This window comes from Pseudomonas sp. LBUM1657 (genome assembly GCF_059716075.1).
Genome location: NZ_CP166799.1, coordinates 5,316,158 through 5,337,166, shown reverse-complemented (window position 1 = coordinate 5,337,166; position 21,009 = coordinate 5,316,158). Strand labels below are relative to the sequence as shown.

The window sequence follows — 21,009 nt, the reverse complement described above, 5'->3', positions numbered from 1 at the left end:
GTGTCTCTGATCGCTTCTGACCACTTCCGCATCGTTGTCGGCCTCGGCAAGAGCGGCATGTCCCTGGTTCGCTTCCTGGCGAACCGGGGCACGTCGTTTGCTGTCGCCGATACGCGGGAAAATCCACCGGAACTGGCCACGCTCAAGCGTGACTATCCGCACGTGGAAGTGCGTTGTGGCGAGCTGGACGTCGAATTCCTGTGCCGTGCCGACGAGCTCTACGTGAGCCCCGGCCTGGCGCTGGCGACCCCGGCCCTGCAGGCTGCCGCCGCCCGTGGCGTGAAATTGTCCGGTGATATTGAGCTATTCGCGCGTAACGCGAAGGCGCCGATTGTCGCCATCAGCGGTTCCAACGCGAAAAGCACCGTCACCACCCTGGTGGGCGAAATGGCGGTCGCGGCTGGCAAGCGTGTCGCTGTCGGCGGCAACCTTGGCACGCCGGCGCTGGATCTGCTCAGCGACGATGTCGAGTTGTACGTGATGGAGCTGTCGAGTTTTCAACTGGAAACCACCGACCATCTCGGTGCCGAAGTGGCGACCGTGCTCAACGTCAGCGAAGACCACATGGACCGTTACAGCGGCCTGCCGGCTTATCACCTGGCCAAGCACCGAATATTCCGTGGTGCCAAACAGTTTGTGGTCAACCGTCAGGACGCCCTGAGCCGTCCATTGATGGGCGAAGGTCAGCCATGCTGGACCTTCGGTTTGAGCAAGCCAGACTTCAAGGCATTTGGTATCCGCGAAGAAGACGGCGAGAAGTACCTGGCCTTCGAATTCCAGAACCTGATGCCCGTGCGCGAGTTGAAAGTCCGCGGCGCCCATAACCAGTCCAACGCCCTGGCGGCATTGGCTCTGGGCCACGCCGTCGGCCTGCCGTTCGACGCCATGCTCTCAAGCCTGCGTACCTTCGCCGGCCTCGAGCATCGCTGCCAGTGGGTGCGCGACCTTAATGGCGTGAGTTACTACAACGATTCCAAAGCCACCAACGTTGGCGCCGCACTGGCCGCCATCGAAGGCCTGGGCGCGGACATCGACGGCAAACTCGTGCTGATCGCCGGTGGCGATGGCAAGGGTGCCGAGTTCAAGGACCTGCGTGATCCAGTCGCGGCCAACTGCCGCGCCGTGGTGCTGATGGGCCGCGACTCCGACTTGATTGGCCAGGCCATCGGCGATGCCGTGCCATTGATTCGCGTCAACTCGCTGAGCGAAGCGGTCGAGCAATGCCGCTCCATCGCAGAAGAAGGCGATGCGGTGCTGCTGTCGCCGGCCTGCGCCAGTTTCGACATGTTCAAGAACTACGAAGATCGCGGTCACCAGTTTGTCCGCGCCGTGGAGGACTTGGCATGAGCCTGCGAAATATCATCAAGCCATATCCGTCGCCGATCATTACCGGGCGCGGTATCGACCTCGACTTCCCGATGCTCGCCGGCTGCCTGGCGCTGCTTGGCCTGGGGCTGGTGATGATTACTTCCGCGTCGTCGGAAGTCGCCGCCGTGCAGTCGGGCAACACCCTGTATCACATGATCCGCCACCTGATTTACCTGGTGATCGGTCTGGGCGCGTGCATCGTCACCATGATGATTCCGATTGCCACCTGGCAACGTCTGGGCTGGCTGATGCTGATCGGTGCCTTCGGTTTGCTGGTGATGGTGCTGTTGCCGGGGATTGGCCGTGAGGTCAACGGCTCGATGCGCTGGATCGGTTTCAGTTTCTTCAACGTGCAGCCGTCCGAAATCGCCAAGGTCTTTGTCGTCATTTACCTCGCCGGTTACCTGGTGCGTCGGCAAAAAGAAGTGCGCGAAAGCTGGATGGGTTTCTTCAAGCCTTTCATCGTGCTGCTGCCGATGGCCGGCCTGCTGCTGATGGAGCCGGACTTCGGCGCCACCGTGGTGATGATGGGCGCGGCGGCCGCGATGCTATTCCTCGGCGGGGTCGGGCTGTTCCGCTTCACGCTGATGGTGGCGCTCGCCGTCGGCGCCGTGACGGTCCTGGTTCAGGCGCAGCCCTACCGGATGGCACGTCTGATTACCTTTACCGACCCGTGGGCTGATCAGTTCGGTTCCGGCTACCAGCTGACCCAGGCGCTGATCGCTTTCGGTCGCGGTGAATGGTTGGGCGTTGGCCTGGGCAACAGCGTGCAGAAGCAGTTCTACCTGCCTGAAGCGCATACCGACTTCGTGTTCTCGGTCCTGGCCGAAGAGCTGGGTGTGGTTGGCTCCTTGCTCACCATCGCCCTGTTCACTTTCGTCTGCGTACGGGCTATGTACATCGGTCTGTGGGCCGAGAAGTCCAAACAGTTTTTTGCCGCTTACGTGGCGTACGGCCTGGCGTTCCTGTGGATCGGTCAGTTCCTGATCAACATAGGGGTGAACGTCGGCCTGCTGCCGACCAAGGGTCTGACCTTGCCGTTCCTCAGTTATGGCGGCAGTTCGTTGGTGATCTGCTGTGCCTGTCTCGGCTTGTTGCTGCGCATCGAATGGGAGAGTCGAACCCACCTGGGCAGCGAAGAGATGGAGTTCCATGAGAGCGACTTCGCCGAGGAGCCGACCCATGGGCGCTAACGTGCTAATCATGGCGGGCGGCACCGGTGGCCACGTGTTCCCGGCGCTGGCCTGTGCTCGCGAATTCCAGGCCCGCGGTTACACCGTGCATTGGCTCGGGACGCCGCGGGGCATCGAGAACGATCTGGTGCCGATGGCCGGTATCGAACTGCATCGGATCAACGCCAGCGGTCTGCGCGGCAAGGGCAAATTGTCCCTGCTCAAGGCACCGTTCATGTTGCTCAAGTCGGTCTGGCAGGCGCGGGCGATCATTCGCCAGCTGCGGCCGGTCTGTGTGGTTGGCTTCGGCGGTTATGTGACCGGTCCTGGCGGCGTTGCAGCCAAACTGGCCGGTGTGCCGGTGATCGTTCACGAACAGAACGCCGTAGCCGGTACCGCCAATCGGCTGCTGGTGCCGTTGGCCGCCCGAGTCTGTGAAGCGTTCCCCGACACCTTTACCCTGTCGAACAGCCGTCGGACCACCGGTAACCCGGTGCGCACCGAGCTGTTCCTCGAAACATTGCGCCCCGCCCTGGCGGGTCGCAAGGCGCGTTTGCTGATCCTGGGCGGAAGCCTGGGCGCAGAACCGTTGAACAAATTGCTGCCTGAAGCCCTGTCGCAAGTCGCCCCCGACCTGCGCCCGGAAGTGTTTCATCAGGCCGGCAAAAACCACGATGAAGTGACTGCAGAGCGCTATCGCGCGGCTGGCGTCGAGGCGCAAGTGCAGCCTTTCATCAAAGACATGGCCCAAGCCTATGGCTGGGCCGACCTGGTGGTCTGTCGCGCAGGCGCGCTGACCATCAGTGAACTGGCCGCCGCCGGTCTGCCCTCGATGCTGGTGCCTTTGCCCCACGCGATCGACGATCACCAGACCCGCAACGCCGATTATTTGGCCCGTGAAGGTGCAGCCTTCCTGATGCCGCAAAGAACGACTGGCGCGGCGGATCTTGCCGCACGCCTGACAGAGGTCCTGATGCAACCACAACGACTCAACGATATGGCGACCGCGGCCCGCCGCCTGGCCAAACCCGATGCCACCCGTAACGTGGTCGATACCTGTCTGGAGGTGGCCCATGGTTGAGAATCAGAAAGCCATGCCGCACCCGGAAATGCGCCGCATCCGTCGCATCCACTTCGTCGGTATCGGCGGCGTGGGCATGTGCGGCATTGCCGAAGTGTTGCTGAACCTGGGCTATGACGTGTCCGGTTCCGACTTGAAAGCTTCGCCGGTGACCGAGCGTCTCGAATCCTTTGGTGCCCAGATCTTCATCGGTCACCGCGCCGAGAACGCCGCGAGCGCCGATGTTCTGGTCACGTCGAGTGCCGTGAACACGTCCAATCCGGAAGTCGCCAATGCTTTGGAACGCCGTATTCCGGTGGTGCCGCGCGCAGAAATGCTCGCCGAGTTGATGCGCTACCGCCATGGTATTGCCGTCGCCGGTACCCACGGCAAAACCACCACCACCAGCCTGATCGCTTCGGTGTTCGCGGCCGGTGGCCTGGACCCGACGTTCGTCATCGGTGGCCGCCTGAATGCCGCGGGCACCAATGCCCAGCTCGGCACCAGCCGTTACCTGATCGCCGAGGCCGACGAAAGCGACGCCAGTTTCCTGCACTTGCAGCCACTGGTGGCCGTGGTCACCAACATCGACGCCGACCACATGGCGACCTACGACGGTGACTTCAACAAACTGAAGAAAACCTTCGTCGAGTTCCTGCACAACCTGCCGTTCTACGGTCTGGCAGTGGTGTGCCTGGACGATCCGGTGGTGCGTGAAATCCTGCCACTGGTGAAACGCCCGACGGTCACCTACGGCTTCGGCGATGACTGCGACGTGCGCGCTATCAATGTGCGTCAGCAAGGCATGCAGACTTTCTTCACCGTGCTGCGTCCTGATCGCGAGCCGCTGGATGTGTCGGTGAACATGCCGGGCAACCACAACGTCTTGAATTCACTGGCCACCATTTGCATCGCCACCGATGAGGGCGTCAGCGATGAAGCCATCGTCCAGGGCCTGTCGGGGTTCCAGGGTGTCGGTCGTCGCTTCCAGGTCTACGGCGAACTGCCGGTCGAAGGCGGCAACGTGATGCTGGTCGACGACTACGGTCACCACCCGACCGAAGTCGCCGCCGTGATCAAAGCCGTGCGCGGTGGCTGGCCGGAGCGCCGCCTGGTGATGGTTTACCAGCCGCACCGTTACAGCCGGACTCGCGACCTGTACGACGACTTCGTCCAGGTGCTGGCCGACGCCAACGTCTTGCTGCTGATGGAAGTCTATCCGGCCGGTGAAGAGCCGATTCCGGGTGCCGACAGCCGTCAGCTGTGCCACAGCATCCGCCAGCGTGGCCAGCTCGACCCGATCTACATCGAGCGCGGCGTCGACCTCGCGCCGTTGGTCAAGCCGCTGCTACGTGCCGGCGACATCCTGCTGTGCCAGGGCGCCGGTGATATCGGTGGTCTTGCTCCAAAACTGTTGAAGAGTCCGTTGTTTGCTGGCGCGGTTGCCGCGCCAACCGTGGGGAAGTTGAAATGACTGCTGCTTACGCCAACCTCGTCTCTACTATCGCGCCGAAAGACTTCGGCCGCGTCGCCGTGCTGTTCGGCGGCAAGAGTGCCGAGCGTGAGGTTTCTCTCAAGTCGGGCAATGCAGTTCTCGACGCGCTGCAAAGCGCCGGTGTGGATGCGTTCGGTCTCGACGTGGGCGATGACCTGCTGCAGCGGCTGCTGAACGAAAAGATCGATCGCGCCTTCATCATTCTTCACGGTCGTGGCGGTGAAGACGGCAGCATGCAGGGCCTGCTCGAATGCCTGGGCATTCCGTACACCGGCAGCGGCATCCTGGCCTCGGCGCTGGCGATGGACAAGCTGCGGACCAAACAGGTCTGGCACAGCCTCGGCATTCCGACGCCACGCCATGCGGTACTGAGTTCCGAGGCCGATTGTATTTCGGCGGCCACGGAACTGGGCTTCCCTTTGATCGTCAAACCGGCCCATGAAGGTTCAAGTATCGGCATGGCCAAAGTGTCTTCAGCTCTTGAGTTGATCGACGCCTGGAAAGCGGCCAGTACCTACGATTCCCAAGTGTTGGTCGAGCAATGGATTCAAGGTCCGGAGTTCACCATCGCCACCCTGCGTGACCAGGTGTTGCCACCGATTGCCCTGGGCACGACCCACAGTTTCTACGACTACGACGCCAAGTACGTGGCTTCCGATACCCAGTACCGGATTCCGTGTGGCCTGGACAGCAACAAAGTAAAAGAACTGATGGACCTCACAACCAAAGCCTGTGAGGCGCTGGGTATCGCCGGTTGGGGCAGGGCAGACGTGATGCAGGACGCCGACGGGCAGTTCTGGTTCCTGGAAGTCAACACCGCACCGGGCATGACCGATCACAGCCTGGTGCCGATGGCGGCCCGTGCTGCCGGCCTGGATTTCCAGCAACTGGTTCTGGCGATTCTGGCTGCAAGTTTCGAGGCGCGAGGTTAAGAGCATGCAAGGCGCACAGCTGAGACATCAGCCCTCCGCACCGCCCGGCCGCAAGCCGGTACCGCGGGGTGCCAGCCGAATGGTGGCTAAAGAGCCGATGTCTGCGCGCCTGCCGAAAGCCAATTTTGGTTTTCTGAAAACGTTGTTCTGGCCGGTGCTGTTGGTCGCACTGGGTTTCGGCACCTACGAAGGCGCTCAGCGTTTGCTGCCGTATGCCGATCGGCCGATCACCAAGATCGCAGTGCAGGGCGACTTGAGTTACATCAGCCAGCAAGCGGTGCAGCAGCGAATCGCCCCGTTCGTGGCGTCGAGTTTCTTCACCATCGACTTGGCGAGCATGCGCACCGAACTGGAACAGATGCCATGGATTGCCCACGCCGAAGTGCGCAGGGTATGGCCGGATCAAGTGGTGATCCGCCTGGAAGAACAACTGCCGGTGGCCCGTTGGGGCGATGAGTCGCTGTTGAACAACCAGGGCCAGGCCTTCACTCCGCGTGAACTGGCGAACTACGAACACTTGCCACAGCTGTTCGGCCCGCAGCGGGCCCAGCAGCAAGTGATGCAGCAATACCAGGTGCTGAGCCAGATGCTCAGGCCGTTGGGCTTCTCGATTGCACGCCTGGAGTTGCGTGAACGAGGCAGCTGGTTCCTGACCACCGGCGCCGGCAGCGCGGGCCCGGGAATCGAACTGCTGCTGGGACGCGGCAACCTGGTGGAAAAGATGCGCCGTTTCATTGCCATCTATGACAAGACGCTCAAAGAACAGATTACGAACATTGCGCGCATCGATCTGCGCTACGCCAACGGCCTCGCTGTTGGCTGGCGGGAACCTGTAGCGCCCACGGCAGCCCAACCCGCTGTCGCGAAGAATTAAGAAGAGGCAGGACCCATGGCAAACGTGCAAAGCGGCAAAATGATCGTCGGTCTCGATATCGGCACCTCCAAGGTGGTGGCGCTGGTAGGCGAGGTCTCGGACGACGGCACGCTGGAAATCGTCGGGATCGGTACTCATCCGTCCCGTGGCCTGAAGAAAGGCGTGGTGGTAAACATCGAGTCCACCGTGCAGTCGATCCAGCGCGCGATCGAAGAAGCGCAGCTGATGGCCGGTTGCCGGATCCACTCGGCGTTCGTCGGCGTGGCCGGTAATCACATCCGCAGCCTGAACTCCCACGGCATCGTGGCGATTCGAGATCGCGAAGTCAGTTCCGCCGACCTTGAGCGCGTGCTCGACGCCGCCCAGGCCGTGGCGATCCCGGCTGACCAGCGCGTGCTGCACACCTTGCCGCAGGATTACGTAATCGATAACCAGGAAGGCGTTCGTGAGCCTCTGGGCATGTCCGGCGTTCGTCTGGAAGCCAAGGTCCACGTGGTCACCTGCGCCGTCAACGCCGCACAGAACATTGAAAAATGCGTGCGTCGCTGCGGTCTGGAAATCGACGACATCATTCTCGAGCAACTGGCCTCGGCCTACTCGGTCCTGACCGACGACGAGAAAGAGCTGGGCGTGTGCCTGGTGGACATCGGCGGCGGCACCACCGACATCGCGATCTTCACCGAAGGCGCGATCCGTCACACCGCGGTGATCCCGATTGCGGGCGACCAGGTGACCAACGACATCGCCATGGCGTTGCGCACCCCGACCCAGTACGCCGAAGAAATCAAGATTCGCTATGCCTGCGCCCTGGCCAAACTGGCCGGTGCCGGTGAAACCATCAAGGTCCCGAGCGTTGGCGATCGTCCACCGCGCGAGCTCTCCCGCCAGGCCCTGGCCGAAGTGGTCGAGCCACGTTACGACGAGCTGTTCACCCTGATCCAGGCCGAGCTGCGTCGCAGCGGCTACGAAGACCTGATCCCGGCCGGCATCGTGCTGACCGGCGGTACGTCGAAGATGGAAGGCGCGGTCGAACTGGCCGAGGAAATCTTCCACATGCCGGTCCGCCTGGGCGTGCCCCATGGCGTCAAGGGCCTGGACGACGTGGTCCGCAACCCGATTTATTCCACCGGCGTTGGCCTGTTGATGTACGGCCTGCAGAAGCAGTCCGACGGGATTTCGTTCTCGGGCATCAGCAGCCGCGACAGCTACAGCAATGAAGAACCGAAAGCCGCCTTGCTCGATCGCATCAAGAGCTGGGTACAAGGCAACTTCTAAAGATTTACCGCAGCACCGTTGTAGATACAGGCAGTAGGCGAAAAAACTAGAGAAATGAAAGGAGAGGGAAAATGTTCGAACTCGTAGACAACATCCCCGCAAGCCCGGTTATTAAAGTTATCGGTGTTGGCGGAGGCGGCGGCAACGCTGTCAACCACATGGTCAAGAGCAACATTGAAGGCGTTGAGTTCATCTGCGCCAACACTGATGCCCAGGCGCTGAAAAGTATCGGCGCGCGGACCATCCTGCAACTGGGCACCGGCGTGACCAAAGGTCTCGGCGCTGGCGCCAACCCTGAAGTAGGTCGTCAGGCCGCTCTCGAAGATCGCGAGCGCATTGCCGAAGTCCTGCAGGGCACCAATATGGTGTTCATCACAACCGGCATGGGCGGTGGTACCGGTACCGGTGCTGCGCCAATCATTGCTGAAGTGGCCAAGGAAATGGGGATCCTCACCGTTGCGGTGGTGACCCGTCCGTTCCCGTTCGAAGGCCGCAAGCGTATGCAGATCGCTGACGAAGGTATCCGTCTGCTGTCTGAAAGCGTCGACTCGTTGATCACCATCCCCAACGAGAAGCTGCTGACCATTCTGGGCAAGGACGCAAGTCTGCTGTCCGCTTTCGCCAAGGCCGACGATGTACTGGCCGGTGCCGTTCGCGGTATCTCCGACATCATCAAGCGTCCGGGCATGATCAACGTCGACTTTGCCGACGTACGGACCGTGATGAGCGAAATGGGCATGGCGATGATGGGCACTGGCTGCGCCAGCGGTCCGAACCGTGCACGTGAGGCCACCGAAGCGGCCATTCGCAACCCGTTGCTGGAAGACGTGAACCTGCAAGGCGCACGCGGCATCTTGGTGAATATCACCGCCGGTCCTGACCTGTCTCTGGGTGAGTACTCCGACGTGGGTAGCATCATCGAAGCCTTCGCTTCCGAGCACGCAATGGTCAAGGTCGGTACCGTTATCGATCCGGACATGCGTGACGAGCTGCACGTGACCGTGGTTGCCACTGGTCTGGGCGCGAAAATCGAGAAGCCTGTCAAGATCATCGATAATACCGTGCACACTTCCATGGCTTCCCAGCCACAACAACAAGCCCCTGCTCGCCAGGACCAGCCCGCGGTAAACTACCGTGATCTGGACCGTCCGACCGTCATGCGCAACCAGGCTCAGGCCGGTGCTGCGACTGCCGCGAAGATGAATCCGCAAGATGATCTGGACTACCTGGACATCCCGGCTTTCCTGCGTCGTCAGGCTGATTGATGGAATGTATCAGGGCTATGAAGGTGATTGGTGTTCAGCAAAGGTCTGGTCTGCTATTATCGCCAGCCTTTGTTGATACCAGTTCGCAATTTGCGCTGAAGCGGCCCAAGCCATGATTAAACAACGCACACTGAAAAATATTATCCGTGCCACAGGTGTAGGCCTGCACTCCGGGGAGAAGGTATACCTGACCCTCAAGCCCGCACCTATCGACACCGGCATTGTGTTTTGTCGTGCCGATCTCGACCCTGTGGTGCAGATTCCTGCCCGCGCGGAAAACGTTGGTGAAACCACGATGTCGACCACGCTGGTCAGTGGTGACACCAAAGTGGATACGGTGGAGCACTTGCTCTCGGCCATGGCTGGCCTGGGCATCGATAACGCCTACGTCGAGCTCTCCGCGTCCGAAGTTCCGATCATGGATGGTAGCGCTGGACCTTTCGTATTCCTGATTCAATCGGCCGGCCTGGAAGAACAGGACGCCGCCAAGAAGTTCATCCGGATCCTGCGGGAAGTGACAGTGGAAGACGGCGACAAGCGCGCCACTTTCGTCCCTTTCGAAGGCTTCAAAGTGAGTTTCGAGATCGATTTCGATCACCCGGTTTTCCGTGACCGCACACAAAGTGCAAGCGTGGATTTTTCCAGCACTTCGTTCGTAAAAGAAGTCAGCCGCGCCCGTACCTTTGGTTTCATGAGTGACATCGAGTACCTGCGCAAGCACAACCTCGCACTCGGCGGCAGCGTTGAAAACGCTATTGTGGTCGACGCGGATGGTGTACTGAACGAAGACGGTCTTCGCTATGAAGACGAATTCGTGAAGCACAAGATCCTCGATGCAATTGGTGACCTCTACCTGCTGGGCAATAGCCTGATTGGTGAGTTCAAGGGCTTCAAGTCCGGACATGCATTGAACAACCAGCTGCTGCGCAAGTTGATTGAGCAGACAGATGCTTGGGAAGTCGTGACTTTCGAAGACGCCAGCACTGCACCGATCTCTTACATGCGTCCCGTTGCGGCCGTGTAAGTAAAAAACCTCTCTAGTTTTTAAAGGCTGCCTTCGGGTGGCCTTTTTTTATGCCCCGAATTTTCGGTGTTTGGGCGGGCCTCTTCGCGAGCAAGCCCGCTCCCACATTTGAATCGCATTTCAATGTGGGAGCGGGCTTGCTCGCGAAGAGGCCAGTCGATACACCGCAGGTTTTCAAGCCGCCACCACCCGATTACGCCCACCTTCCTTGGCCTGATACAGCGCTTTATCCGCTGCAAACAGCAACTGCTCCAGACTGATGTCAGTCGTGCTCGTCCAGGTGCTGATCCCAATACTGACAGTCATCGGTGTTTCGTCTTCCGCCATGAACGGTAATTGCTCCACCGCCTCACGAATGTGTTCGGCAATCTGTTGTGCACCCTCACGGCCGGTTTCCGCCAGGATCACGGAAAACTCCTCACCACCGTAACGGGCGACCAGATCGGTCGGACGCCGCACGTTGGCGAGTAGAACCTTGGCCACCGCGCGCAGGGCGTCGTCACCGGCCTGATGGCCATAGCGGTCGTTGAAGGCCTTGAAGTGGTCGGCGTCGATCATCAGCAACGACAGCGGTTTGCCGGAACGCTGGGCGCGAAACCATTCATGACGAAGTGTCTGATCCAGGGTTCGGCGATTGGCTACACCGGTCAACGCATCGGTGGCGGCCAGTTGCGCCAGTTCTTGCTCGGCCCTGTGGCGCAGGCGTAGTGCCCGGCACAGCAGCCAGCTCAGCCAAAGCAGGCCGATGCACAACACACCAGTGGCGCCGCTGATCACGATCGCTGTCCGCTTCCAGGCCGCGAACACTTCGTTGCCGGAGAGGGCGACGATAACGATCAACGGCAAGTTGCCGACCCGGGAAAAGGTGTAGAGGCGCTGCCGATGGTCGATACTCGACACGCTGTTGAAGCTGCCATTGCCCTGACGCAGGATTCGCACCACGTTGGGTCGATTGGCGAAGCTTTTGCCGATCGAGTCGTTTTGCAGGTATGGCTTTTGCGCCAACAGAATGCCGTCGTTGTTGATGATGTTCAGCGTGCTGCCGGTACCGATGTCCAGGCTGTTGAACAACTGGTCGAAGTAACCCAGGCGCATCGACGCCACTGCCACACCCAGAAACTCACCGGTGGACGAGGAGATGCGCCGACTGAAACTGATCTGCCATTCGTCGCTGAACTCGCAATCGCAGCGAGGTTTGAACGGTCGGCTGATAAACATGCCGGTGTCGCGGCTGGAAGCATGGGCGAGGAAATAATCGCGATCGGCGAAATTACCAGGCTTGGGTTCGATCAGCGATGAGTCAGCGAGCACGTCGCCGTGTTTGTCCAGCAGCAGGATGTCGCCCTTGAAGCGCGCCGTGGTGGAGCGGTCGAACAGCGCCAGATGGCGGATCTGCGGTGAAACCTGTTTCAGATCGTCCCGTTGCGCAGCGGCAATCAGGCCTTGCAGGGTGAGATCGTAGAGTTCGACGGTGCGCAGTACGTCAGCGTCGATCAGTTGCGCGATGGTGGTCGCGCTGCGAGTGGCCGCCTCCTGGGCGTTGCCGTGTTCACGGATCAGCAAGTAGGCAACGATGCTGAGAATCGCGATGACGGTCAGGGAGCTGCCGAGGATCACCATGAGTTCAGGTCGCCCGGTCTTGCCTGGAACGTGTGGGGTACGGCTTGCGGTCATGGGTCTGATGTCTGCTTGAGGGACTTTGTAAGCGTAGTTCCATAATCGAACGGGACGGCTCGTCGCAGAGATCAGTCATTGAGGCTCTGGTGTCACGTGGCGACTGTATAAATCTGGAGCAAATAAAAGGCCAGCGAAATAGGCTGACCTTTTATTTTGTCGCGGGATCGGAAAAGTTGTTGAAAGAACATTTTGTATTCAGGTGGACGCAGTGAGCGGTAGCTTTTTCACACCGAAAAAAAAGCCGCTGATAGCAGCGACTTTGAAGACAACTTTTCAAAGGGAAGAGCCAATGAGAAGTGTCGAGGGAAACTGAGTGAAGTTTGGAAATCAGCTGTCTTTTTCAACGTGCGACCGGGTCTGAAGCGTCGACGCTTGAGGGGTTTGCGCTGCGTCGTGTGCCTTGGCCGTCATTTCGTCCTGATGCTCTTCGAATGCTGCGGCTCGCGCTGAGTTCTGCGCGACGAAAGTCTGCGACTCTTCAGCCATCGCAACAGGCGACAGGATCAATGAGGACAAAACGAAAGCGCTGGCAATACCCATAGTGTTGGACATCTCTAAAACCTTCTTGCTTGGCAAGTGCTGTTTGGTGGGGCAACGATAAGAGGCTTTAGAGAGGGGAAAAAGAGCGGATTCATGAAAGGACTGTTGCGCTTGAGGCAATAGTAAGTGAACTGGCGGGTGCCAAATCCTGTGGCGAGGGGTTTAGACGGGAAGATGAATGCCGAAGGTATTCATGCCGTGATCACTGCGAACAAACACATCGCCGCCATGCATCAGCGCAATCGCCTTGACGATCGCCAGTCCCAGCCCGTGGTTGTTGCCACTGTTGCTGCGTGACGCATCGACCCGGTAGAAACGCTCGAACAAACGCGGCAGGTGCTCGCTGGCAATCGGCGAACCGGGGTTGGCAACCCCGATGCTGACCCGATGCTCCTCGACCTCGATCCGCACTTGAATCACTTGCCCGGGCTCGGTGTGCTGCACCGCGTTGCTCAGCAGATTGATCAACGCCCGGCGCAGATGGGCGATCTCGATCCGCACGTGCGCATCGCCGCTGACCTCGACCTGAACCTGGGCGTCTTCGAGGATAAAGTCCAGATACTCCAGCGTCGTCGCCACTTCATCCGCCAATGAGGTGGACGTCAGTTTGGTGGCCTTGCTGCCCTGGTCGGCGCTGGCGAGGAACAGCATGTCGTTGATGATCGAGCGCAGCCGCTCAAGCTCTTCGAGGTTCGATTGCAGGACTTCGAAATAATGCTCGGCCGAGCGCCCGCGAGTCAGTGCGACCTGGGTCTGGCCGATCAGGTTGGTCAGGGGCGAGCGCAATTCGTGGGCAACGTCGGCATTGAACGATTCCAGCCGCGAGTACGCCTGTTCGACCCGCTCTAGCGTGGAGTTGAACGAGTTGACGAACTGATTCAGCTCCGGCGGCAACGGTGACAGTTGCAGGCGACCAGACAACAACGGCGGCGCCAGGCGTTGGGCTTCTTGTGACAACTTGATCAGCGGTTTGAGGCCGATCCGCGCCACCCAGTAACCGAGGGCCGAGGCCAGTAGCACGCCGATGATCGCCAGGCTGATCAAGGCAATCAACAGATGGTGCTGAGTCTCGAAAAACGTTTCGGTGTCGATCCCGATCATGAAACGCAGCGGCGGTCGTTGATCCTTGGCCGGGAACTGGCTGACCAGCACTTTCAACGGGTAAGGCTGGTCCGGCAGTTTCAGGTCACGCATGCCCAGCGGACCTTCGGCAAAGGCGCGGATCTGCGGCGTCGGGTTGCCGTATTCGTAATGTGGGTCGCCGCTGATGATCCAAAAACTGATGCGCTTGTCTTCTTCGCCCAGCAGCTTGAGTTTGTTGTTGATCTTCACCCAATGCTCGGGTGTGCCGTAACGGCCGACGGTGGATTCGAGCACGCTGTAGCGCGCATCCAGTTCGGCTTCGGGCAACAAACCCAAGCCTTTGTCGACCTGCTGATACAGCGCCCAGCCGATCAACAGGAACACCAACAAAGCCACGAGCGTGAACATTCCGCTCAGGCGCAGGGCAATCGAGTTACTGGACACTACGGCTCTCCAGCACATAACCCATGCCACGGATGGTGTGCAGCAATTTCTCTTCGAACGGCCCATCGAGCTTGGCGCGCAGGCGTTTGATCGCGACTTCGACGACGTTGGCGTCACTGTCGAAATTGATATCCCAGACCATCTCGGCGATGGCGGTTTTCGACAGAATTTCACCCTGACGGCGAGCCAGTACGCTGAGCAGCGAAAACTCCTTGGCAGTCAGGTCCAGGCGTGTGCCGGCGCGGGTGGCTTTGCGGCTGAGCAAATCGATCCACAGGTCGGCGACGCTGACTTGCACCGGTTCATGGCCGCCGCTGCGGCGGGTCAGCGCTTGCAGCCGCGCCACCAACTCCAGGAAGGAAAACGGTTTGCCGAGGTAATCGTCGGCGCCGTCGCGCAGGCCTTTGATGCGGTCTTCGACCCGTTCCCGGGCGGTGAGCATGATCACCGGGGTTTGTTTGCGCGCACGCAGGGCGCGCAGTACGCCGAAGCCGTCGAGGCCCGGCAGCATCACGTCGAGGACGATCACCGCATAGTCACTTTCCAGCGCCAGGTGCAGGCCCTCGACGCCATCGCGGGCCAGGTCCACGGTGTAACCCTGTTCCGTCAGGCCGCGGTGCAGATAATCCGCGGTTTTTTCTTCGTCTTCGATAATCAGAACGCGCATGACCCCGCCTCAGTCTGTGGTCGTCAGCGCCGGCATCGGGGCTGGCGCTGGAGTGGGAGTGTGCCGATGGAAAAGCCGCTCGAGCCACAAGTATATGACCGGAGTGGTAAACAGCGTCAGCGCCTGGCTCACCAGCAAGCCGCCAACGACCGCAATCCCCAAGGGTTGGCGCAGTTCGGCGCCGGTGCCGTAGCCGAGCATCAGGGGCAGGGCGCCGAGCAGGGCGGCGAGGGTGGTCATGATGATCGGTCGGAACCGTGTGATACAGGCTTCGAAAATTGCCTCTTCCGGCGGCAGACCACGCTTGCGCTGCGCTTCGAGTGCGAAGTCGATCATCAGGATGCCGTTTTTCTTGACGATCCCGATCAGCAACACCAGCCCGATCAGCGCCATGATCGAAAAGTCCTGGCCCCAAATCCACAGCATGATTACCGCACCGAGCCCCGCCGAGGGCAGCGTCGAGATGATGGTCAGCGGGTGGACGAAGCTCTCGTAGAGCACGCCGAGAATGATGTACACCGCCACCAGTGCCGCCAGAATCAGCCAGGGCTGGCTGGCCAGAGAACTCTGGAACGCCTGGGCCGCGCCCTGGAAGTTGCCGCTCATGGCCGCCGGCATGCCGATTTCGGCCTTGGCCTGGTTGAGCATGATCACCGCGTCACCCAGCGCCACGCCGGAAGCCAGGTTGAATGACAGGTTGGCGGCCGGGAACATCCCGTCGTGGGCAATGGACAACGGGCCGACGGAGGGTGCATCGAATTTCGCCAGGGCCGACAGCGGCACCATCTCCCCGCTCAAGGGTGAGCGCAGGTAGAAATAGTTGAGGCTCTCGGCCTTGCCGCGCTGCTTGGTGTCCAGTTCGAGGATCACGTTGTACTGGTTGATCTGGGTCTGGAATTCGTTGATCTGTCGCTGACCGAAAGCGTCGTACAACGCTTCGTCGACGTCGCTGGCGGTCAGGCCAAAACGTGCCGCCGCGCTGCGGTCGATGCTGATGTGGGTGATGCTGCCACCCAGTTGCAGGTCGTTGGAAATGTCGCGGAAAGCCGGATTGCCCCGCAGTTTTTCGGTCAGGCGTTGGGTCCAGGTACTCAGGACGGCTCCGTCGTTGCTCTTGAGCACGTATTGGTACTGGGCGCGGCTCGGGCCGGAGCTGAGGTTGATGTCCTGGCCGGCTCGCAGGTACAGCACGATGCCGGGGACTTTCATCAGTTGTGGGCGAATCCGGTCGATGAATTCGCTGGCCGAGACGTCCCGATCGCCGCGTTTTTTCAGGGCGATCCAGAACCGACCGTTGGCGATGGTCTGGTTGCTGCCGGACACCCCGACCGAGTGGGAAAACGTCTGAACGGCCGGGTCGGCGGCAACGATTTCCGCCATCGCCAAGTGTTTTTTCACCATGTCGCCGTAGGAAATGTCCGCAGCCGCTTCCGTCGTGCCGAGGACGAAACCGGTGTCCTGCACCGGGAAGAAGCCCTTGGGAATGAAAATGTACCCGGCGACCGCCAGACCGAGTGACAGGCCGAACACGCCGATCATCAGTTTCTGATGGGCGAGGGCGCGACGCAGGCCTTTTTCGTAGAACCCAAGCAAGCGCTCGCCGAAACCCGGTTTGCTGTGGGCGTGATGCACCGGGGCACGCATGAACAGCGCGGCCAGGGTCGGCGCCAGCGTCAGGGACACCACCACCGAAATCATGATGGTCGACGTGGCGGTCAGGGCGAATTCCTTGAACAATCGCCCGACCACGCCGCCCATGAACAGCAGCGGAATAAACGCCGCCACCAGCGAAAAACTGATGGACACCACGGTGAAGCCGATCTCGCCGGCACCCTTGATCGCGGCTTCGCGCATGCCGTCGCCGGCCTCCAGGTGCCGGTGGATGTTCTCTACCACGACGATCGCATCGTCCACCACAAACCCCACGGCCACCACGATCGCCACCAGGGTCAGGTTGTTCAGGCTGAAGCCCATGATGTACATCAGGGCGAAACTGGCGATCAGCGACACACCGAGCACCGCCGTCACAATCAACGTTGCCGACCATTGGCGCAGGAACAGCGCCATCACCGCCACCACCAGCATGATGGCAATCAGCAGGGTGATTTCCACTTCATGCAAGGACGCGCGGATAGTCTGGGTTCGGTCGATCAAGACCTTGACCTGCACCGAGGCCGGGAGCATCGCTTCCAGACCGGGCATGGCCGCTTGAATACGGTCCACGGTCTCGACGATGTTCGCCCCCGGTTGCCGGAAGATCACCAGGTTGACGCCGGGCTGAGTACCGGCCCAGGCCTGGACGTAGGCATCTTCCGAACCGTTGACGACTTTGGCCACATCCTTGAGATGAACCGGTGCGCCGTCCTTGTAGGAAACGATGAGTTGGCTGTATTCGTCGGGATGGAACAGCTGATCGTTGGTGGACAGGGTCGAAATACTCGACTCACCGTACAGCGCGCCTTTGGCCAGGTTGAGGCTGGTCTGCTGGATCGCCAGACGAATGTCCGCGAGGGTCAGGCCGATGGCGGCGAGTTTGTCCGCCGAGGCCTGCACGCGGATCGCCGGACGTTGCTGACCGGTGATGTTGACTTGGCCTACACCGTCGATCTGGCTGATCTGACGGGACAGCAGGGTTTCCACCAAATCACTGAGTTCGGGGCCGGGCATCAGGGCCGAGTTGACGCTGAGGATCAGCACCGGGCTGTCGGCCGGGTTGACCTTGCGCCAGGTCGGCAGGTTCGGCATGTCCTTGGGCAATTTGCCGGCGGCGGTGTTGATCGCGGCCTGGACTTCCTGGGCCGCGGTGTCGATGCTTTTGTCGAGGGTGAATTGCAGGGTCAGGTTGGTCGAGCCCAAGGCGCTGCTCGAGGTCATCTGGGTCACGCCGGGAATGGCGCTGAATTGCACCTCAAGCGGCGTGGCCACTGAGGAAGCCATGGTTTCGGGGCTGGCGCCGGGCAGTTGTGCCGCCACTTGAATGGTCGGGAATTCGGCCTCCGGCAGCGGGGCGATCGGCAGCTTCGGGAAGGCGATCACGCCCAGCATCACCAGGGCAAAGGTCAGCAGGATGGTGGCAACCGGATGGTCGATGCACCAGGCGGAGACCGAACCGTGGCCCTTCATGGTTTCGACTCCGATTGGACCACTTGCGGAGGGTCAGTCAGTACCTGAACAGTGACGCCGGGCTTGAGCCGTGACTGACCGTCACTCACCAGTATGTCGCCGGGCTTCACGCCTTTGATGATGTCCTGGCCGCTGGCTTGATGGACCATTTGCACGGTGACGGTTTCGACCTTGTCACCGTTGAGCCGATAAACGAAATGTTGATCGAGCCCGCGTTGTACGACGGTGGGCGGCACGACCAGCGCGTCTTTATCCAGCGCTGTCTGAATCTTTACCGTCACCAGCAGGCCAGGCCAGAGTTTCTGCCCGGAGTTGTTGAATTCAGCCTTGGCGCGGATGGTCCCGGTGTTGGCGTTGATCTGGTTGTCGATCAGGGTCAGGTGGCCTTCGCCCAGCAGGTTGCCGGTTTCGCCGTCGGTGTCGGCGCCGATGTAGGCCTTCACTTGTGCGCGCTCGGGATCGCCGATCAGGCCTTGCAGGGTCGGCAGCATTTGCTGGGGCAGGGAGAATTCCACGGCGATCGGGTCGATCTGGGTGACCGTGAACAAGCCTTGGGTGTCGGTCATGCGCAGGAAGTTGCCTTCGTCCACCGTACGAATACCGACGCGGCCGGTAACGGGGGAGCGAATCTGCGTGTAGGAGAGTTGAACCTGAGCGGCGTCTATCGAGGCCTGATTGCCTTGAGCGGTGGCTTTGAGTTGGTTGACCAGGGCTTGTTGCTGGTCGTAGGTTTGCTTGGAAACACCGTCGTCGACGCTCAGCAATTTGTAGCGCTTGAGGTTGACCAGGGCCACTTGCAGTTGCGCCTGGCTTTCGCCCAGTTGCGCCCGGGCCTGGTCCAGGCTGGCGCGGATCGAACGGTCGTCGATGGTCGCCAGCAAGTCGCCTTTGTTCACCAGTTGGCCTTCTTTGACCAGGATTTTGGTGAGAATGCCGTCGATCTGTGGGCGTACCACGACGCTATGCAGGGACAGCACCGAGCCGATCCCGCTGACGTAGCGCGGGACGTCTTTTTCGGTGACGCTGACCACGCGCACGGGGATGGCGGTGGGGGCGGCCAGTTTGGTCGTGGCGGGTTTGGTCGCGTACCACAGGCCCAGCGCTGCCAGGGCGATCAGCAGACCTGCGATCAAGGCGTTTTTTTTCTGAATTCGCATGCGAGTGAGGCGCCGGGGCTGGGTGGTCGGGGGGTAGGGTCAGGTTTGTACCTTTATAACCCTGTTACCCGGTCAGGAAGGTGACTGCTAACTGACGGCATTGTCAGTTTGAGCCCTTTTTCGCTGTGCGCCGACTCCCGTTCAGCGCCGGGATTGTGGGCTTCATGTCGTCCAGTTTCTCGCAGATGTACCCCATTCAAAATGTGGGAGCGGGCTTGCTCGCGAAGGCTGTGTGTCAGGCGACGTGTTTTTTAGGTGTACAAATCCATTTCTGCGGTAACGGCCACTTATGGTTTCGCCCTTACGGCGACTCCCTTTGGCAAACGCCCCAAAGGAAGCAAAGGTCTCGGCCCGAGCGTCCGGCTCCTCGCTAAAGCTCGGCGTTCCTTCGTTCCGGTATCCATCCGGGGACACTGCCCTCCGGTCTGCTTCGCGACGACCTACATGCAGCGTGTTCGACTGCGTCGAACGGCGCTGCGCGCCACTCCCCGGATGAACACCTCCACTCAGCCTCCCGAAGGGGCGGGCAGATCAAAAGCTGGCGAGGCGAGCTAACGCTCGGCCTCGTGGTTTGGTTTGGGTGTTCGCAGGTCTGCTTTTTTGTGGGCGCTGGCTTGCCTGCAATGGCGGCCTCCGGGCCGACCAATCTGTCGCTGATGTATGCAGTCACAACATGTGGGAGCGGGCTTGCTCGCGAAAGTGGAGAGTCAGTCAACATCAATGTTGATTTGGAATCGTTTTCGCGAGCAAGTCGAATCGTCGCACCGCCGCTCCCACATTGGTTCGGCTGTGCAGCAAAGATTAAGCTCAATTCGCCACCCGAACCCCGCTCATGCTCCCGCTCAGTTCATACGCCGCCAATTCCGCCTGATGCGCCGCCAATATCTCCGGCAACGACCCGCGCAAATACTCGACCCACGTCTTGATCTTCGCATCCAGGTACTGCCGCGACGGGTAGATGGCGTACAGATTCAGTTCCTGCGACCGGTAGTTCGGCATCACCCGCACCAACGTGCCGTTGCGCAACCCTTCAATCGCCGCATACACCGGCAGCACCCCGACCCCCATACCACTGGTGATCGCGGTTTTCATCGCATCGGCGGAGTTCACCAGGAACGGTGAGCTGTTGATGGTGACCATTTCCTGGCCTTCAGGGCCGTCGAATGTCCATTTCTCCAGCGGGATCACCGGGCTCACCAGGCGCAGACAGGCGTGGTTGAGCAAATCGCTGGGTTTATGCGCACAACCGTTGGCTTTTACATAGGCCGGGGAGGCGCAAACGATGCTGTAGGTGATGCCCAGGCGCTGGGACACAAAGCCCGAGTCCGGCAGTTCGCTGGCCAGCACGATGGACACGTCGTAGCCCTCGTCGAGCAGGTCCGGGACGCGATTGGCCATGGTCAGGTCGAAGGTTACGTCGGGGTGGGTCTTGCGATAGCGGGCGATGGCGTCGATCACGAAGTGCTGACCGATGCCGGTCATGGTGTGCACCTTAAGCTGCCCGGCCGGGCGCGCGTGGGCGTCGCTGGCCTCGGCTTCGGCTTCTTCGACGTACGCCAGGATCTGCTCGCAGCGCAACAGGTAGCGCTTGCCCGCTTCGGTCAGGGCGATGCGACGAGTGGTGCGGTTGAGCAGGCGGGTTTGCAGGTGGGCTTCCAGGTTGGAGACCGCGCGCGAGACGTTGGCCGTGGTCGTGTCGAGTTGCACGGCGGCGGCGGTGAAGCTGCCGGCCTCGGCCACGTAACTGAAGGCGCGCATGTTTTGCAAAGTGTCCATGGGGTGCTCTCGGGTTCGATGGCAAATTGTGACACGAAGTTTCAGGGGCTGAGACCCCGACTAACGGATTATCGCTC

The 21,009-nt window shown here is 60.6% G+C and carries 16 protein-coding genes; 9 read left to right on the top strand and 7 right to left on the bottom strand.

Annotated elements, in window-relative coordinates:
- The 9 genes from murD (at position 1) to lpxC (ending at position 10,465) form a co-directional block, all read left to right on the top strand.
- Entirely contained in the window at positions 1-1,347 is a 1,347-nt protein-coding gene (gene murD, locus ACA055_RS24645) for a UDP-N-acetylmuramoyl-L-alanine--D-glutamate ligase (protein WP_497680995.1), read from the top strand.
- Positions 1,344-2,561 (top strand): putative lipid II flippase FtsW, encoded by a 1,218-nt coding sequence (gene ftsW / locus ACA055_RS24640; RefSeq protein WP_497680994.1) that lies wholly within the window; start codon positions 1,344-1,346, stop codon positions 2,559-2,561. Before murD ends, ftsW begins: the two co-directional genes overlap by 4 nt.
- Complete coding sequence (gene murG / locus ACA055_RS24635; protein WP_497680993.1) at positions 2,551-3,621, top strand: undecaprenyldiphospho-muramoylpentapeptide beta-N-acetylglucosaminyltransferase; 1,071 nt, start codon at positions 2,551-2,553, stop codon at positions 3,619-3,621. Before ftsW ends, murG begins: the two co-directional genes overlap by 11 nt.
- Positions 3,614-5,074 carry a UDP-N-acetylmuramate--L-alanine ligase gene (gene murC, locus ACA055_RS24630; RefSeq protein WP_497680992.1) on the top strand — a complete coding sequence of 487 codons (1,461 nt, stop codon included), beginning with the start codon at positions 3,614-3,616 and terminating at the stop codon, positions 5,072-5,074. The genes murG and murC overlap by 8 nt, the downstream gene beginning before the upstream one ends.
- Complete coding sequence (locus ACA055_RS24625; RefSeq protein ID WP_497680991.1) at positions 5,071-6,027, top strand: D-alanine--D-alanine ligase; 957 nt, start codon at positions 5,071-5,073, stop codon at positions 6,025-6,027. The genes murC and ACA055_RS24625 overlap by 4 nt, the downstream gene beginning before the upstream one ends.
- Positions 6,028-6,031: 4 nt before the next feature.
- On the top strand, positions 6,032-6,901 hold the full coding sequence (locus ACA055_RS24620) for a cell division protein FtsQ/DivIB (protein WP_497680990.1): 870 nt from the start codon (positions 6,032-6,034) through the stop codon (positions 6,899-6,901).
- A 15-nt stretch (positions 6,902-6,916) separates the two neighbouring features.
- Positions 6,917-8,176, top strand: coding sequence for a cell division protein FtsA (ftsA, locus tag ACA055_RS24615; RefSeq protein ID WP_008147519.1), 1,260 nt, complete (start codon positions 6,917-6,919; stop codon positions 8,174-8,176).
- Positions 8,177-8,247: 71 nt separating this feature from the next.
- The gene (gene ftsZ / locus ACA055_RS24610; RefSeq protein ID WP_497680989.1) at positions 8,248-9,441 is read left to right on the top strand and encodes a cell division protein FtsZ; all 1,194 of its coding nucleotides are present in this window, start codon (positions 8,248-8,250) and stop codon (positions 9,439-9,441) included.
- Between the two features lie 112 nt (positions 9,442-9,553).
- Positions 9,554-10,465: a UDP-3-O-acyl-N-acetylglucosamine deacetylase gene (lpxC, locus tag ACA055_RS24605; protein WP_045059296.1), complete on the top strand. Its 912-nt coding sequence runs from the start codon at positions 9,554-9,556 to the stop codon at positions 10,463-10,465.
- Positions 10,466-10,639: 174 nt separating this feature from the next.
- On the opposite strand, the gene ACA055_RS24600 is transcribed toward lpxC, so the two are convergent.
- The 7 genes from ACA055_RS24600 to ACA055_RS24570 form a co-directional block, all read right to left on the bottom strand.
- Entirely contained in the window at positions 10,640-12,139 is a 1,500-nt protein-coding gene (locus ACA055_RS24600) for a sensor domain-containing diguanylate cyclase (RefSeq protein WP_497680988.1), read from the bottom strand.
- 330 nt (positions 12,140-12,469) lie between these two features.
- Entirely contained in the window at positions 12,470-12,694 is a 225-nt protein-coding gene (locus tag ACA055_RS24595) for a hypothetical protein (RefSeq protein ID WP_497680987.1), read from the bottom strand.
- A gap of 150 nt (positions 12,695-12,844) precedes the next feature.
- A complete protein-coding gene (locus ACA055_RS24590; RefSeq protein ID WP_497680986.1) occupies positions 12,845-14,209 on the bottom strand; it encodes a heavy metal sensor histidine kinase in 1,365 nt (454 codons plus the stop codon).
- Positions 14,199-14,876 carry a heavy metal response regulator transcription factor gene (locus ACA055_RS24585; protein ID WP_497680985.1) on the bottom strand — a complete coding sequence of 226 codons (678 nt, stop codon included), beginning with the start codon at positions 14,874-14,876 and terminating at the stop codon, positions 14,199-14,201. The genes ACA055_RS24590 and ACA055_RS24585 overlap by 11 nt, the downstream gene beginning before the upstream one ends.
- A 9-nt stretch (positions 14,877-14,885) precedes the next feature.
- A complete protein-coding gene (locus ACA055_RS24580) occupies positions 14,886-17,999 on the bottom strand; it encodes a multidrug efflux RND transporter permease subunit (RefSeq protein WP_497680984.1) in 3,114 nt (1,037 codons plus the stop codon).
- Positions 17,996-19,156, bottom strand: coding sequence for an efflux RND transporter periplasmic adaptor subunit (locus ACA055_RS24575; RefSeq protein ID WP_497680983.1), 1,161 nt, complete (start codon positions 19,154-19,156; stop codon positions 17,996-17,998). Before ACA055_RS24575 ends, ACA055_RS24580 begins: the two co-directional genes overlap by 4 nt.
- A gap of 807 nt (positions 19,157-19,963) precedes the next feature.
- Entirely contained in the window at positions 19,964-20,932 is a 969-nt protein-coding gene (locus ACA055_RS24570) for a LysR family transcriptional regulator (RefSeq protein ID WP_497680982.1), read from the bottom strand.
- Between the last annotated feature and the right edge of the window lie 77 nt (positions 20,933-21,009).